The organism is Epibacterium sp. MM17-32, assembly GCF_022348205.1.
Classification (GTDB): domain Bacteria; phylum Pseudomonadota; class Alphaproteobacteria; order Rhodobacterales; family Rhodobacteraceae; genus Epibacterium.
Genome location: NZ_JAKRFC010000004.1, coordinates 248,436 through 263,779, shown reverse-complemented (window position 1 = coordinate 263,779; position 15,344 = coordinate 248,436). Strand labels below are relative to the sequence as shown.

Below are 15,344 nucleotides of genomic sequence, written 5' to 3'. Positions count from 1 at the left end.
TGCTGCTTTAGCCTCAGGTCAGGCCAAACAGGCGTTTTAAGGCGCCGTATTGGCTGAGGGCTACTCCTGCGAGGATCAGGGCCAAGGCCCACAGCAGCGTGCCGGGCAGGGCTTCGCTGAGGAACACCGCACCAAAGAAAACGGCGCAGACAGGGACCAGATAATTGGTGAGGCTCATGAAGGTCGGTCCTGCACCGCGAATGACCAGGACGCGCAACAGGTTTGCTCCGGCGGTTGGGATCAGACCCAGAATTGCCAACCACATCCAGGTTTCTGACGAGATGACGGGCGGCGGGCCTTCGACCACCCAGGCGGCGGGGATGATGCCAAGGGTGCCGATCAGCAAGAGCACCGCGGCAAGGCCAACTGAGTCGACCTCCGGCAGGCGGCGAACAGAGATCGAAGAGACCGAATAGCAGGCCGCGGCACCGAGGCAGGCAAGACGGCCGGCCCATTCCAGATCGGAGCCATTGCTTTCAAAGGCCTGGCCGCCAATCAGCAGGGCGACCCCGAAAAAGCCGATGACCACACCGATCAGGCGGCGCAGGGTCAGGGGTTCTGAGGCGAAGAAATGCGCCAGCGGCAGAACCATCAGCGGGATGGCCGACATGCTGACCCCAGCAAAACCGGAGGTCACATGCTGCAAGCCCCAGCTGATCAGGATGAACGGCAGCGTGGAGCTCAGGACGCCAATGAAGATAACAATCCACCAATTTGGGCGGTCTTTAAACAGTTGAAAATCGCGCAGGCCCCAGATCGCGGTCAGCAACAGCGCCGCAAATCCGATCCTCCCGGACGCGAGCCAAAACGGGGTGATCCCGCGCAGCGCAAGTTCGACCACCATGAAGGTCCCGCCCCAAGTGAGACCCAATGCGGCCACCATGGCCCAGTAACGGGGGGCGATTTCCGGCATGATTATCTCCTGACAATGGGCTCTGGCTGAATTCGGATGCCGTGCGGGCAGATGACCTCTGGTGCGAGGACTGGTCAATGCGGCATGCTTCGTTGCAGAACGACGCGTGTCACACTGTGAAAAAGGCGCCCCGGTGTCCCGAGGCGCCCTGCAGAGGTCCGGGCTGCGGAGCCTCAGCTCCGCAAACGGGGTCCTTAGTTTTTGGACTTGTCGACCATCTTGCCGGCAGAGATCCAAGGCATCATTTCACGCAGTTTGGCGCCGGTGGCCTCGATCGCGTGCTCGTCGTTGGCACGACGGGATGCTTTGATGGTCGGCTGACCCACGGCGTTTTCCAGCATGAAGTCGCGCACGAATTTACCCTGCTGAATGTCGGCGAGGACTTCTTTCATGCGGGCTTTGGTTTCGTCGTACTTCAGGATGCGCGGGCCGGTGACATACTGGCCGTACTCGGCGGTGTTGGAGATCGAGTAATCCATGTTTGCAATGCCGCCTTCGTAGATCAGGTCCACGATCAGCTTCACTTCGTGCAGGCACTCGAAATAGGCCATTTCCGGCGCGTAGCCGGCCTCAACGAGGGTTTCAAACCCGCAACGGATCAGTTCAACCAAACCGCCGCAGAGAACAGCTTGTTCGCCGAACAGGTCGGTTTCGCATTCTTCGCGGAAGTTGGTCTCGATGATGCCGGAGCGGCCGCCACCGATGGCGGAGCAATAGGACAGCGCGGTTTCCAGCGCGGAGCCGGATGCGTCGTTCTCGACTGCCACGAGACAGGGCACGCCGCCGCCTTTGGTGTATTCGCCGCGCACGGTGTGGCCGGGGCCCTTGGGCGCCATCATGATGACGTCGACGCCTTCTTTGGGCTCGATCAGGCCGAAGTGCACGTTCAGGCCGTGGGCGAATGCGATCGCGGCACCCGGCTTGATGTTGTCGTGGACGTATTTCTTGTAGGTCTCGGCCTGAAGCTCGTCGGGCATGGTGAACATGATCACGTCACACCAGGCCGCCGCTTCGGCGATACCCATCACTTGCAGGCCTTCGCCTTCGGCCTTCTTGGCGGAGGGGGAGCCTTCGCGCAGCGCGATGACAAGGTTTTTTGCGCCAGAGTCACGCAGGTTCAGCGCATGCGCGTGACCTTGCGAGCCATAGCCGAGGATGGCGACTTTCTTTTCCTTGATGAGGTTCACGTCGCAGTCGCGGTCGTAGTACACACGCATCGGATCAATCCTTTGACCTGAGTTTCTATCTGACAGCGATCATAGACGGCAGGGCGGGAGATGCGAGAGCGATTGGTGTACGAGTTGACTGTTTTTTGCAGTATCTATTCGCGAAAAGGTAGATTATCGTAGTAATCATGCTTGATGATCTCGACAGGCGCATATTGCGCAATCTTCAGGAGGACCCGACCCAATCGCTGCCGGATCTGGCAGACCGGCTGGGACTCACCGCCTCGCGCCTATCACGCAGGCTGGAGAAGTTACGTGAGGGCGGTGTCGTAAAGGGCACGCGGGCGGTCATCGACTGGCAGGCCCTAGGCTACGCGGTTGAGGTCTCACTGCGTGTGACACTTGATAAGACCAACCCACGCGCGTTTGATGAATTCATCCCCGCCGCGCGCGAAATCCCGGAAGTGCTGGAGATCCAGACCTTCCTTGGGCAGGTCGATGTGCGCCTCAGCGTGATTGCGCGCGATATGGCCCATTATCAGGCGCTGTATCGGGATCGCATCCTGCAACTGCCGAATATCACCGACATCGAGGCGCTAATGCATGTGGCGCGGATCACCACACGGACGGCGCTGCCGCTATGACAGAACTGGATGAAATTGATCTCGCGCTCCTGCGGGCCCTGTCGGAGGACGCAACCCAGACCGCAGGCGCACTTGGCCGCGCGCTTGGCCTCAGCCAGCCCGCCACATGGCGACGCATCAAGCGGCTGGAGGAGGCAGGAGTTCTGTCGCATCGGGTGCTAGATCTTGATCTGGAGAAACTGGGGTTTGGTGTCACCGTTTTTGTCGGCGTCAAACTGGCCACCAAAGGGCGTGTCAGCCTTGATGACTTCGAACGCGCGGTCTCAGCCATCCCGGAGGTGCAGACGGTGGAGCATGTGCTGGGGTTTTATGATTATCGCCTGCGGGTGGTGGCCCGCGACATTGCCGATTTCGAACGCGTCCTGCGGCGGCGGATCATGACCTTGCCGGGGGCGGGCAATGTGGACGCCAATGTGCTCCTGTCCGAAGAACGCCGCCCCGGCCCCTTGGACTGATGCGCATTTAACGGCTTTTGCGACAAGAGCTGTAGCCACGTGGCGCTTGAGCCAGTGGGGCGGCTCTGCCATGACAAGGATAACCGGCCCAACCGCCCCTATTGCAGCAAGGAGATTTCTCATGGCCCTCTTGGATACAGTCGACCCTGATGGTCTGGATGAGTTCTCGGTGGTGTTCACCGACCGGTCCCTCAATCACATGTCAAAGGAATTCCAGCAGGTGATGCTGGACATCAACGCCATGCTGAAAGAGGTCTACAAGGCGGATGCGACCGCGCTGGTGCCCGGTGGCGGGACCTATGCGATGGAGGCCGTCGCGCGCCAGTTTGCCCGCAATCAGGACACGCTGGTGGTGCGCAATGGCTGGTTCTCCTATCGCTGGAGCCAGATTTTTGAAACAGGTGGCCTTACCAAATCCGCCAGTGTCATGAAGGCGCGCCAGACCGGCAGTACTGCGCAATCGCCCTTTGCTCCGGCCCCCATTGATGAGGTCGTTAAGGCGATCCGCGACCAGAAACCCGCCGTCGTTTTTGCGCCGCATGTGGAAACTGCGGCCGGTGTGATCCTGCCGGATGACTACTTGACCCAAATGGCGGAGGCCGCCCATGAGGTCGGCGCGCTGATGGTGCTGGACTGCATCGCCTCTGGTTGCGCTTGGGTCGATATGAAGGCCACCGGTGTCGACGTGCTGATCTCCGCCCCGCAAAAAGGCTGGAGCGCATCGCCGTCGGCGGGGCTGGTGATGTTCTCCAAACGTGCGCTTGCCCGACTGGATGAGACCACCTCCGACAGTTTCGCCCTCGATCTCAAGAAATGGCGCGCGATCATGCAAGCCTATGAGGACGGCGGCCATGCCTATCACGCCACCATGCCCACGGATGCGCTGCGCATGTTCCGTGATACCATGGCGGAGACCAAGGAATATGGGTTCAAACGCTTGCGCGAGGCGCAGTGGAAACTGGGCAATGGCGTGCGTGAAATGCTCGCGAAAAAAGGCGTCACTTCCGTCGCGGCCGAAGGCTTTGGCGCGCCGGGTGTGGTGGTCAGCTACACCGACGATCCGCAGATCCAGAATGGCAAGAAATTCGCCGACCAAGGCATGCAGATCGCCGCAGGCGTGCCGCTTGCGGTCGATGAGCCTGAGGGGTTTATGACCTTCCGCCTTGGCCTCTTTGGTCTTGATAAGCTCTATGATGTCAACGGCACGCTGTCGCGGCTGAAGACCGTGCTCGACCAAGTGATCTGACGCCCTTCATCTTTTCAAAAATACCTCCGCCGGAGGCACGGGTCTGTCCCATAGGACAGGCCCGTTTTCTATCGCACGCCAAGCCCCATCTGCATCAGCATCTTGCGCACCTGCGGCAGGGAATACAGCGCGTTCAGCCCACCAGCCCGCAAATCCCTGAGCGGACGGGCCTCGATCATCGACGCGCGATTCAGCAGATCAATGCCGCTGACCCGCAATTTGATATCGCTGTGGCGGGCTTTCTCATAGGCATCCAGCATCGCCTGATCGCCCAACCCCTCGGGGCGCGCCTCCACCAGATCCATCAGTACCCGCAAATCCGCCAGCGACATATTAAGCCCCTGTGCCCCAATGGGTGGCACCACATGTGCCGCTTCGGCCATCAATGCCAGACGCTCGCCCACCAGTCGTTCGGCGCGCTGGCTGATGATGGGCCAAAGGGTGCGGCGCGAGGCCAGTTTCAGCGACCCCAGAACCCCGCAGGAGCGGGTGTTCATCTCGCCTTCAAATGCGGCTTCATCAAGGGCTGCGAGCCGGTCGGCGTTGGCATTTGTTTCCATCCAGACAATCGCCGACGAGGGCCGCCCGTCCAGATCCGGCAGGGGCACCAGCGTAAAGGGGCCTCCGGTGCGGTGAATTTCGGTCGACACATTCTCATGCGGCAGATCATGGGTGACTGCAAAGGCCAGCGCCTTTTGTCCGTAGCGGGTGGTCTGCACGTCGATCCCTGCCGCCTCGCGCATGGGGGACGCGCGCCCATCACAGGCCAGCACCAGTTTGCACCGCACACGCGCGCCATCACTCAGGGTCACACGGGCCTCTCCCGTGCGGGTGAACAGGCTTTGTGTGCCAACGCCGGGGCGAAACTCGGCATTGGCCAACTCGTTGATGCGCGACAGCATTTCGCGGCGCAGCAGCCAGTTGGGCAGGTTCCAGCCAAAGGGCAGTTCGGAAATCTCTGCGGCATTGAACTCTCGCACCACACGCGGTTCGGGTTCGGCACCGCCCGCGTCAATGATGCGCATAATCTGCAAAGGTGCGGCATAAGGGGCCAACCGCGCCCAGAGGCCTGCATCTTCCAGCAGTGATTTTGCCGGTTGCAGAAACGCCGTGGTGCGCAGATCCGCGCCCGCATCCTCGCGCGCCGTGACAGGGGCCGTCGGGTCCACGCAGATCACGGAGAATCCGCGCGCTGCAAACGTCGCCGCAGCCGTCAGCCCGGCAATCCCGCCCCCGGAAATCAGGATGTCACATGTCTCGCTCATCACCTCGGCCCCGCGCTGTTCCTATGGGAGGAGACATAGGGCGCGGGGCGGACGAATGACAAGCGGCTCTGTGCCGCAGGGGATCAGCCGCGCGAAATCAGGATCAAAATGATCCACATCACCGGGACCAGAGCGAGCGCAGGCAGATAAAGGCCGGGCAGGCCAAACAGCATGATGGAGATGCCCCAGAGGCTGATGAACGTGGCAATCGCGTAGTAGACATTGCCCTCATCGCCATAGCTCACCTCTTTCCAGATGCGCCCCAAGAGAGGCACGCGAAAGATGATGCGCTCAAAGGTGGTGAGCTTCGGTGGCAGGGTATAGGCGGTCATGTCAGGCTCCGTGATATCGTCTTAACCGGCGATATAGGGTGCGAAACATGACTGTGACATGTGCATTTTGGTCGCTGCGACAGGCTATCGCAGCTGGCCCAGGAACTCTGTCAGATCCATGGTGTGATGGTGGATATGATCGCCGGCAAAGGCTTCGGGCGCGACGTGCACCGTACGCATGCCCATCGCATGCGGGGCGGTCAGATTGCGCGGGTCATCCTCGAACATCGCCGCCTTGGTCGTTTCGACACCGGCCTGCGCAAACACCCGTTCAAAGGCGCTGCGTTCTGGTTTGGGGCGATAATCTGCGTGCTCAACGCCGTAGATGCCGTCAAACAGCCCCGAGAGCCCCCGCGCGGCCAGAACGCGCTCCGCATAGGGGGCAGAGCCATTGGTGTAGACGATTTTGCGCCCCGGCAAGGCTTTGATATGGCCTGCCAACATCTGATCGGGCTCCAGATGGTCGAGCGAAATGTCATGCACCGCCACCAGAAACGGATCGGGGTCGATGTTGTGCTCCTGCATCAATCCCGCCAGCGTGGTGCCGTGGTTGCGCCAATAGTCGCCGCGCAGCTTGTCCGCCGCGCCATGATCCACCCCGAGCGTGTCCATCACATAGGCGATCATCTTCGCCTCGATCTGATCGAAGAGGCGGGCGGAGGGGTGATAGAGCGTATTGTCGAGATCGAACACCCAGTGTTCGACATGAGAGAAGGACTGCTTGACCATGGCGCGAGACCTAGGCCGCAATGTCCCGATTTGCAATGGGGCAAGGGTGGAAACGCCGCAGGCTTGATCGGGGGCGAGGGGCGGCGTAGACAGATGCGATGCGAGGGAGGTCACAGCCGCAATGAACCAGACGAAGAGCAGCACGCAGAAGGATGCCTACGGGCTGATCCTCGACGCGATCGACGTGGGCATGTTCAAGCCCGGCGACCGGTTGGTGGAAAGCGATCTCGCGGATCGCTTCGGCGTGTCGCGCACGCCGATCCGCGAGGCCCTGCAACGGCTGGAAACCCAGAGCCTGCTGGAACGCGATGGCCGTTCGCTGATCGTGGCCTCGCTCGATCATAACCAGATGGCCGAGCTCTATGTGGTACGGCGCGAACTCGAAGGGCTGGCGGCGGCGCTGGCGGCGCGGCATGCCACCGAGGAAGAAATCCAGGTCCTGCGCGACATGGTGGCGGCGGATGATGCGCTGGTGGACAATCCGGTCGAACTGGCAAAGGCCAACCGGCGCTTTCACCAGCAGATCCACCTGGCGTCGCACAACCGCTATCTGGTGCAGCAGCTGGATCTGGTGCATCGCTCGATGGCGCTGATGGCGACCACCTCGCTGGCGGCGGAGGGGCGCGGGCGCATCGCCCAGACCGAGCACAAGCAGATCGTTGCAGCCATTGCCGACCGCGATGAGGCGGCTGCGGGGCAGGCGCTGAAGGATCATATCTCGGTGGCGTTCACCACGCGTCTGAAGCAGGACGCCGGCACCCGCGGGGGGTGAGGTTCAGCTGTCGCTGATGCCGCCGTGTTCGCCATGTGAGGTCTTGTCCCAAAAGAAGGGCGCGACAAACACCTCCCAAAGCGCCTTGTAGGCGGCCAGACATCCCAGCATGAAATAGATCGGCATCACCGGTGCCCAAAGCGCCAGCCGCGCGCGCCCCGCGGCGCGGGCGCCGAATATCCAGACGCAGATGTTCAGGGCCTCGAAGAGGATCAGACTGGCGGTCGCCATCAGCACGACCTGTTGCGGTATGACCGTGGCCGCAGGGTGCGGCAGCCCCAGTGCCACCAGCCAGAAGCTCCACACCACCGGCGCCAGCAGGAATTGTCCCAGCGTGCCGAGAAAGAACGCCTGAAAGCCGAGGAAGCGGCGCCAGCCCAGATGCTTGAACAGATCGCGAGGCGCCCGCATGTGGACCAGGTAGGTCATCATGAACCCCTTGAGCCACCGGGAGCGCTGTTTGATCCATGGGACAATGCGGCTGTTGGCTTCCTCGTAGGTCGCGGTGGGCATCATCTCGGTCCGGTAGCCGGCGCGTGCCAGACGGACCCCGAGATCGGCATCCTCGGTCACGTTGTGGGCGTCCCAGGCGCCAAGCTGTTCCAGTGCGGCGCGCCGGATGAACAGGGTGGTCCCGCCCAGCGGCACCACCAGGCGCAGCCCCGCTATGCCTTGCAGGAGCACCCGGAACCAGCCTGCGTATTCCAGGGTGAAACAGCGGGAGATCCAGTTTCGGGTGGGATTGTAGAAATCCAGCACCCCTTGCAGGCAGACCACATCCGGCGGCGCCTGGTCAAAGGTGCGGGCGACCACATCCAACTGGTCGGGCTCCGGGGCGTCTTCGGCATCCCAGACGCCGATGATCTCACCGCGACAGAAATTGAGCGCATAGTTCATTGCGCGCGGTTTGGTGGTCAGGGGGCCGTCCCGGGGCACTTCGACCACGCGGAACCAGTCCGGCAGGTCGGCGCAGTTCACAGCCTGCCGCGTGACGTCGTCGGCCTCCTCCAGCACCAGAAGGACTTCCATTCGATCACGCGGATAGGTCAGGCGGCACAGGCGGCGCAGCAGGTGACGGCCGATTTCCGCTTCGCGATACAAAGGGACCATCACCGAAATCATCGGCAGTGTCGCCGGCGTCGGGGCGCGGTGGCGCGGGGGCGCACGCTGGCGCAGGGCGGCGGCCAGGCCAGCCACGCGCAACAGGGTGAACAGCAGCAGCGTGACCAGCGCAAGCGCGCCGAGCCCCACCAGCGTCGCGCCCGGGGTCAGCACGCCCAGCATCACCAGCAAGGCCGCAACCAGGGTCGCCGGGGCGCGGGCGCGCTGGCTGTCAAAGCTGCGGCAGCTCAGTCGGGCCGGGACGCAGCGCGCCGCATCACGGGTCATTTGGGGGCTGAGCTGCCGGACAAGACTGGTTTCGAGCCCCTCGGCGGGGGCAGGCACCGGGATCACCTCGTCAAAGTGATCAGAGAGGCTGGCTTGCACCTCCGCATGCTGGTCGGGCTCGGCCATCAGCATCATCACCGTGCGTCCCAGCCTGTCGATCGGCGCCGCGCGGTGCCGCAGCCAGAACCCGGGCGGACGCAGCGACAGGATGCTTGTATGAGGCGTGTGGGCCGCGGCAATCCGGGTGGCGGCGGATCTGATCGCATCGAGTCGGGCCAGGTTGTCCAGATGATCCTGATGCAGCTGGTCCAGGTCAAACACATCGAGGGACCGCCGTCCGGCTGGCACGCGGGACGGGCGTCGGAACAGAACGCGACTGCTCCGGTGCAGATCGGGGTGATCCTTGCCCATATGTCATGGCTACCAGCGCGGAGCCAAGGCACCAAGTAAATCGCCCGTAAGCGGACCCGGATCAACAATAAACCCCCGGCGCGATATCAAGCGCCGGGGGCAAGGATCAGTTCATGGTTCCCCGATTTCAGCCGAGGGATCGTCCGGGCTGTTCAGGCTTTGCGCGCGCTCATGGCGTCTGCAAAACGCTCAAACAGGTAGAAGCTGTCCTGCGGGCCGGGGCTGGCTTCGGGGTGGTGCTGGACCGAATACACCGGACGGTCCTTCATGCGGATGCCGCAGTTCGACCCGTCAAACAGTGAGATATGCGTTTCCTCGACGCCCTCGGGCAGGGTCTGAGCATCGACCGCAAAGCCGTGGTTCATCGAGGTGATCTCGACCTTGCCGGTGCCGTGTTCCTTGACCGGATGGTTGGCCCCGTGGTGGCCGTGGTTCATCTTGCTGGTCTTTGCGCCCAACGCCAGTGCAAGCATCTGGTGGCCAAGACAGATCCCAAAGACCGGCAGGTCAGTTTTATCAAGGATGTCCTTGATCATCGGCACCGCATATTCACCGGTTGCTGCCGGGTCGCCGGGACCGTTGGAGAGGAACACACCATCGGGGTTGTGCGCCAGCACTTCCTCGGAGGTCGCCGTGGCGGGCAGCACGGTGACGTCACATCCGGCGGACGCAAGGCAGCGCAGGATGTTGCGTTTGGCGCCATAGTCGATGGCGACCACCTTGTGCTTGGGGTCCTCCTGACGGCTGTAGCCATCGGGCCAGGCCCACCGCATCTCGTCCCAGCGGTAGGATTGCGCGCAGGTCACGTCCTTGGCGAGGTCCATGCCCTCAAGGCCGGGCCATGCACGCGCAGCGGCGACCAGCGCTTCGAGGTCGAAATTCCCGTCCGGGTTATGCTCCATCGCCACATGCGGCGCGCCTTGCTGGCGGATGGCGCGGGTCAGGCGGCGGGTGTCGATGCCGCCGACAGCGATACGGCCGGTGCGGGTGAGCCATGACTTCAGCTCTTCGGTGGCGCGCCAGTTCGAGGCCAGTGTCGGGTCCCATTTCACCACCATGCCAGCGGCGACGGGGTCGGCGGTCTCGTCATCCTCGGGGGTGACGCCGGTGTTGCCGATGTGGGGGAAGGTGAAGGTGACGACCTGGCCCGCATAGGAGGGATCGGTCATGATCTCCTGATAGCCGGTCATCGCGGTGTTGAAGCACAACTCGGCCACGCATCGTCCGGTGGCGCCAAACCCGTGTCCGTAGAACACGGTGCCATCAGCAAGGGCCAGGCAGGCGGTTGGCTTCGGCGAAACGGTATCGACCATGACTCGACTCTCCATGCGGGCAAAATTCGCGCATCAATAAGACCGGGACCGCGTCGGGTCAAGCGCTGAACGGTGTCCCGGCTTGACAAGGTCGGACGCGGGGGCGCGCGTGGCCGGGGATCTTGAAACCACCCCGCAGTTTGATTAATACTGCGCCTTCTTGTTCCACATGGACGAAGAGAGCACATGGATACGCGAACCCGGGTCAACGAGGCCCTCAAGCAGGCAATGAAGGACAAGGCGACGGACCGCCTCTGTACGCTGCGCCTGATCAACGCCGCCATCAAGGACCGCGAAATCGCGGCACGCGGAGACGGTGAAGAGGGCGGCATCGGCGACGAGGAAATTCTTGCAATCCTTGGCAAGATGACCAAGCAGCGCAAGGAAAGCGTGCGCGCCTATGAGGAGGGCGGGCGGCTCGATCTCGCGGAGCGCGAGATGGGTGAGATCGCCATCATCGAAGAGTTCCTGCCCAAGCAGCTGTCTGAGGATGAGGTGTCCAACGCGGTGAAGGCTGCGGTGGATGAAACCGGCGCCGAATCGATTCGCGACATGGGCAAGGTCATGGGCGCGCTCAAGGCGAAATACACCGGCCAGATGGATTTCGGCAAAGTCGGCCCAATGGTCAAGGATCAGCTTTGCTCCGCTGGCGGGTGCTGACCGCGGCACCTGCGGTGTAAACTGCCGATAAGGATACAGACGCCCCGGTTCGAGCATCGAGCCGGGGCTTTTTGGTCGCCTCAGTCGGGAGCCGGCGCGGTGGCAGAGGTCTGACGAATGGCGACGCGCAAGTCATCATAGAGCGCTTTGCGCTCGTCTTCGGACAGGAATGCGCCGATTTCCACCTCGCGCCCCGCGCCACGCAGGGTCACGTAATTGGGGACGGGGCCGCGATCCGGGTGCAGGGCGACCTGTGTCCAGTGCCGGTTGCAACACCAGCTCTGTGCCGCGCCGCGCCCGTCGGAGCGGATCAGTTCCGCGTTTTCAGGGCCGAGGCGCAGCACTTCGAGCACCTGCGCATTGCGACGGTTCTGATCGAGGGCGTATTTCATCCCGAATACTGCCAGCGTCAGAAACGGGATCAGCCCCCAGAACAGCGGCGTGCCCATCAGTGGCAGCAAGGGCACCGTGATCAACGCAGCCGTCACCCCCAGAAAGCGTACATAGCCTTCGGGTTGGAGCGATTGATGCGGCCACAGGTGCAGCTCTCCATCCGCATCGCTGGGGGGGCGTGTCCAGTCGTAGGGCATGAGGTGTATTCTATCGCGTCCGCAAGAGGTGTCGAGGGCGCGGCCAGCACATTTCGGTGTGTGGTGGCCCGGGAGGCGGCACGCCAAAAGAAAACGCCCCGAAGCCTGTGGCTCCGGGGCGTCTTGTTTCAGGTCAGGCGCGCCTTAGTGGCTGTGGCCTTTGTCCCAGTCTTCCTGCTTGGGCAGGATTTCAAAGGTGTGCTCCGGCGGCGGAGAGGGCAGGGTCCACTCCAGCGTGTCGGCGTATTCGTTCCAGTAGTTGTTCTGGGTCACACGCGCCCCACGCAGCAGCGAATAGATCACCACACCGAAGAAGAAGATGAAGGAGGCAAAGGACAGGAACGCGCCGTAGGACGAGATCTTGTTCCAGTATGCAAAGCCTTCCGGATAGTCGATGTAGCGACGCGGCATGCCCTGACGGCCCAGGAAGTGCTGCGGGAAGAACGTCAGGTTTGCGCCGATGAAGAACATCCAGAAGTGGATCTGCGCGCCCAGCTCGGAATACTGACGGCCGGTCATCTTGCCGAAGTAGAAGTAGATCCCCGAGAAGATCGCAAAGACCGCACCAAGGCTCATCACGTAGTGGAAGTGTGCCACCACGTAATAGGTGTCGTGATAGGCGCGGTCGACCGCGGCCTGTGACAGAACAACACCGGTCACACCACCAACGGTGAACAGGAACAGGAAGCCGAAGGCAAAGACCATCGGTGCCTTGAACTCGATGGAGCCGCCCCACATGGTCGCGATCCAGGAGAACACCTTCACCCCGGTGGGCACCGCGATCACCATTGTCGCGATCATGAAGTAGGCCTGCTGGTTGAGGCTCATGCCGACGGTGTACATGTGGTGCGCCCAGACGATGAAGCCCAGAACGCCGATCGCAATGATCGCCCAGACCATCGGCAGGTAGCCGAAGACGGGCTTGCGCGAGAAGGTGGCGATCACGTGAGAGATGATGCCAAAGCCCGGCAGGATCACGATGTACACTTCCGGGTGGCCGAAGAACCACAGGATGTGCTGATAGAGGATCGGGTCACCACCGCCTGCGGGGTCAAAGAAGGTGAAGCCGAAGTTGCGGTCCATCAACAGCATGGTGATCGCGCCCGCCAGAACCGGCAGGGACAGCAGGATCAGCCAGGAGGTGACAAAGATCGACCAGCTGAACAGCGGCACCTTGAACAGGGTCATGCCGGGGGCACGCATGTTCAGGAAGGTGGTGATCATGTTGATCGCGCCGAGGATCGAGGAGGCACCGGAGACGTGCACGGCGAAGATCGCCAGATCCATCGAGAAGCCGCCTTCCTTGACCGAAAGCGGCGGATACAGCACCCAGCCCACACCGGAGCCGAGCTGGTTGTTGCCACCCGGTGCAAAGACCGAGCAGACCGCCAGTGCGGTCCCGGCGACATACATCCAGAACGAAAGGTTGTTCATCCGCGGGAACGCCATGTCCGGCGCGCCGATCTGCAACGGCATGAAGTAGTTGCCGAAACCGCCGAACAGGGCCGGGATGACGACGAAGAACATCATCAGGATGCCGTGGCCCGTAATCAGCACGTTCCAGAGGTGACCGTTCGGGGTACAGGGGTCGGAGGCAAAACCTTCCAGACACATGTACTGAACACCGGGATCCATAAGCTCCAGCCGCATGTAGACGGTGAATGCAACGGAAATGAAGCCGGTGAGCGCCGAAACGATCAGGTAAAGGATACCGATATCCTTGTGGTTCGTGCTCATGAACCAGCGGGTGAAAAAGCTCCGCTCGTCCTCGTGGCCGTGACCTTGAATGGCTGCGTCTGCCATTTGGGTGCCTCCTGTTTATACTCCACAGAGACCGCACGGGGGATTCCCGGCGGTCCTGGTCTCGTCTCGGTTTTAGAGCGGCCTTTCGTGCCCTTCAATGGCCGAGTTTGATCTGGATCAAGATTAATTGTCGCGCCCCCTTGTGTTTTTTGCCCCGCTTACGGCTGGCGCACCGGTGCAATGCGGCAAACCGGTCACTGGCGGCAGCAGGTCGTGCCGGCTTGACCTGGAACGGGCAGGCTGCAAAACCTCGGGTCACGGTTCGAGACAGGGGAGACCGAAACTGATGAGCGCTTATGATTCCGACAATATCTTTGCCAAGATCCTGCGTGGCGAAATTCCGTCGACGCGGGTCTACGAAGATGACGACACGCTCGCCTTCATGGACATCATGCCGCGTGCCGACGGGCATCTGCTGGTGATCCCCAAAACACCCTGCCGCAATCTGCTGGATGCGACGCCTGCCCAGTTGGAGGCGGTGATGCGCACGGTGCAGAAGCTGGCGCAGGCCAGCAAGGCCGCCTTCGACGCGGATGGGGTGACCATTCAGCAGTTCAACGAAGCGGCCGGAGGGCAGGAGGTGTTCCATCTGCATTTCCACGTGCTGCCGCGCCATGAGGGGGTGCCCTTGCGGCCCGCCGGTCAGATGGGGGACATGGACGCCATCGCGCAGCATGCCGAAAAGATCCGCGCCGCGCTGTGATCCCTGTCTCGTCCGAGGTCAGATACAAATCGGATCGGCTGGAGCAGCATGCCGCCCGAGGTATGCGAGCCGGTCAGGCTGGGGCTGACAAGAACGCGTTACGGCAGCAGTCCGCGTTGCCGTAACTCCGGCACATAGGTGCGCGAGACCGGCAGCTCCCGCCCGTCGGTCGTGGTCAGCCTCGCGGCGGAACCCGCGCGCGCCACGCGGGTGATCGCATCCGAGGCCACCCAGTGCGAACGGTGGATCTGAAACCCGTCGCCCGCTTCTCTGATGGCGTCCGACAGGCGCAGCAGCAGGACATCGCGGCCCGACGTGGTGGTCACTTCGACATAGTGGTCCTGCACAGACAGGGAGATCAGCTTGCCCCTTTTGTCGAGTGGCAAGCGCGACAGCAAGGGCGGTGCGATGTCATCTGCGGTGGTCTGCGTCCTGTCTGCGGTGGCGGCGGAGGGGCGATCCCCAAACCAGGATGCCGACAGGTTCACAATGACAGAGATCGCAACCGCGTTCAGCGCAAGCGACAGCGCATAGGCGGGCGCGAAAGGGGATTGGCCGAAGACCAGCCAGTTCAGCATCAGCACCTCGACACTGACGCAGGCGCCAATCAGCACCCCCGTTGCAGTGACACCGCCCCACCGCCGACGCGGCGGCTGATCCGATGTTGGATTGAGCAGGGTTGCAATCAAAGTCCCGGTCAGCAGTGTGATCTGCACGACGGCGGTCCAGTAGAGCAGCCGTGCAAAAAGCCCGAGATAGGCATCGGTGCCAAAGGGAGCTGCAAATCCCAGCACCAGACCCGCCGCCGTCGCACCGACCCAGATGTTCCGGCTGGTCAGAACGGCATGCAGTTCACGCTTCGCGAGTTGCCAGGAGGTGATAGTCACGAAGTTTTGGCTCCGTTTACGAAGGAGGCATGGCCCGCTGGGCGGGGTGTTTGGCAGGCAGGGCGG

Annotated in this window: 16 protein-coding genes; 6 read left to right on the top strand and 10 right to left on the bottom strand. The window is 62.3% G+C overall.

All coding sequences use genetic code 11. The annotated features are described in order from the left end of the window. Nucleotides 1-13 precede the first annotated feature (13 nt). Nucleotides 14-913, bottom strand: a complete 900-nt coding sequence (locus tag MHM88_RS09175; protein WP_239363379.1) for a DMT family transporter — start codon at nucleotides 911-913, stop codon at nucleotides 14-16. A 194-nt stretch (nucleotides 914-1,107) separates the two neighbouring features. Next, a complete protein-coding gene (gene ilvC / locus MHM88_RS09170) occupies nucleotides 1,108-2,130 on the bottom strand; it encodes a ketol-acid reductoisomerase (protein ID WP_239324727.1) in 1,023 nt (340 codons plus the stop codon). Between the two features lie 137 nt (nucleotides 2,131-2,267). On the opposite strand from ilvC, the gene MHM88_RS09165 reads away from it, so the two are divergent. The 3 genes from MHM88_RS09165 to MHM88_RS09155 all read left to right on the top strand — a co-directional run bounded on the left by MHM88_RS09165 (nucleotide 2,268) and on the right by MHM88_RS09155 (nucleotide 4,424). Next, complete coding sequence (locus tag MHM88_RS09165; protein WP_009176894.1) at nucleotides 2,268-2,723, top strand: Lrp/AsnC family transcriptional regulator; 456 nt, start codon at nucleotides 2,268-2,270, stop codon at nucleotides 2,721-2,723. Continuing rightward, on the top strand, nucleotides 2,720-3,178 hold the full coding sequence (locus tag MHM88_RS09160) for an Lrp/AsnC family transcriptional regulator (protein ID WP_239363377.1): 459 nt from the start codon (nucleotides 2,720-2,722) through the stop codon (nucleotides 3,176-3,178). Before MHM88_RS09165 ends, MHM88_RS09160 begins: the two co-directional genes overlap by 4 nt. Nucleotides 3,179-3,299: 121 nt before the next feature. Beyond that, nucleotides 3,300-4,424, top strand: coding sequence for an aminotransferase class V-fold PLP-dependent enzyme (locus tag MHM88_RS09155; RefSeq protein ID WP_239363375.1), 1,125 nt, complete (start codon nucleotides 3,300-3,302; stop codon nucleotides 4,422-4,424). A 68-nt stretch (nucleotides 4,425-4,492) separates the two neighbouring features. On the opposite strand, the gene MHM88_RS09150 is transcribed toward MHM88_RS09155, so the two are convergent. From MHM88_RS09150 to MHM88_RS09140, 3 genes are all read right to left on the bottom strand, one after another. Further along, complete coding sequence (locus MHM88_RS09150; RefSeq protein ID WP_239363372.1) at nucleotides 4,493-5,689, bottom strand: UbiH/UbiF family hydroxylase; 1,197 nt, start codon at nucleotides 5,687-5,689, stop codon at nucleotides 4,493-4,495. A gap of 83 nt (nucleotides 5,690-5,772) precedes the next feature. Further along, complete coding sequence (locus MHM88_RS09145) at nucleotides 5,773-6,021, bottom strand: hypothetical protein (RefSeq protein ID WP_239363369.1); 249 nt, start codon at nucleotides 6,019-6,021, stop codon at nucleotides 5,773-5,775. Nucleotides 6,022-6,105: 84 nt separating this feature from the next. Continuing rightward, complete coding sequence (locus MHM88_RS09140; protein ID WP_239363366.1) at nucleotides 6,106-6,750, bottom strand: pyrimidine 5'-nucleotidase; 645 nt, start codon at nucleotides 6,748-6,750, stop codon at nucleotides 6,106-6,108. 121 nt (nucleotides 6,751-6,871) lie between these two features. Here MHM88_RS09140 and MHM88_RS09135 point away from each other — a divergent pair, with 121 nt between their 5' ends. Continuing rightward, on the top strand, nucleotides 6,872-7,522 hold the full coding sequence (locus MHM88_RS09135) for a GntR family transcriptional regulator (protein ID WP_239324716.1): 651 nt from the start codon (nucleotides 6,872-6,874) through the stop codon (nucleotides 7,520-7,522). A gap of 3 nt (nucleotides 7,523-7,525) precedes the next feature. Here the strand turns inward: MHM88_RS09135 and MHM88_RS09130 are convergent, their stop codons facing one another. Beyond that, on the bottom strand, nucleotides 7,526-9,322 hold the full coding sequence (locus MHM88_RS09130; RefSeq protein ID WP_239363359.1) for a glycosyltransferase: 1,797 nt from the start codon (nucleotides 9,320-9,322) through the stop codon (nucleotides 7,526-7,528). Between the two features lie 152 nt (nucleotides 9,323-9,474). Then, the gene (gene carA / locus MHM88_RS09125; RefSeq protein ID WP_239363354.1) at nucleotides 9,475-10,635 is read right to left on the bottom strand and encodes a glutamine-hydrolyzing carbamoyl-phosphate synthase small subunit; all 1,161 of its coding nucleotides are present in this window, start codon (nucleotides 10,633-10,635) and stop codon (nucleotides 9,475-9,477) included. 186 nt (nucleotides 10,636-10,821) lie between these two features. Here carA and MHM88_RS09120 point away from each other — a divergent pair, with 186 nt between their 5' ends. Then, nucleotides 10,822-11,295 carry a GatB/YqeY domain-containing protein gene (locus tag MHM88_RS09120; protein WP_239324710.1) on the top strand — a complete coding sequence of 158 codons (474 nt, stop codon included), beginning with the start codon at nucleotides 10,822-10,824 and terminating at the stop codon, nucleotides 11,293-11,295. 80 nt (nucleotides 11,296-11,375) lie between these two features. Here MHM88_RS09120 and MHM88_RS09115 read toward each other — a convergent pair whose 3' ends face one another. Next, nucleotides 11,376-11,885 (bottom strand): DUF2244 domain-containing protein, encoded by a 510-nt coding sequence (locus tag MHM88_RS09115; RefSeq protein ID WP_239363350.1) that lies wholly within the window; start codon nucleotides 11,883-11,885, stop codon nucleotides 11,376-11,378. Nucleotides 11,886-12,029: 144 nt separating this feature from the next. After that, the gene (locus tag MHM88_RS09110) at nucleotides 12,030-13,688 is read right to left on the bottom strand and encodes a cytochrome c oxidase subunit 1 (protein ID WP_239324706.1); all 1,659 of its coding nucleotides are present in this window, start codon (nucleotides 13,686-13,688) and stop codon (nucleotides 12,030-12,032) included. A gap of 286 nt (nucleotides 13,689-13,974) precedes the next feature. On the opposite strand from MHM88_RS09110, the gene MHM88_RS09105 reads away from it, so the two are divergent. Continuing rightward, complete coding sequence (locus MHM88_RS09105; protein ID WP_239363348.1) at nucleotides 13,975-14,391, top strand: HIT family protein; 417 nt, start codon at nucleotides 13,975-13,977, stop codon at nucleotides 14,389-14,391. Nucleotides 14,392-14,489: 98 nt separating this feature from the next. On the opposite strand, the gene MHM88_RS23195 is transcribed toward MHM88_RS09105, so the two are convergent. Beyond that, nucleotides 14,490-15,278, bottom strand: a complete 789-nt coding sequence (locus MHM88_RS23195; RefSeq protein WP_239363345.1) for a LytTR family DNA-binding domain-containing protein — start codon at nucleotides 15,276-15,278, stop codon at nucleotides 14,490-14,492. Between the last annotated feature and the right edge of the window lie 66 nt (nucleotides 15,279-15,344).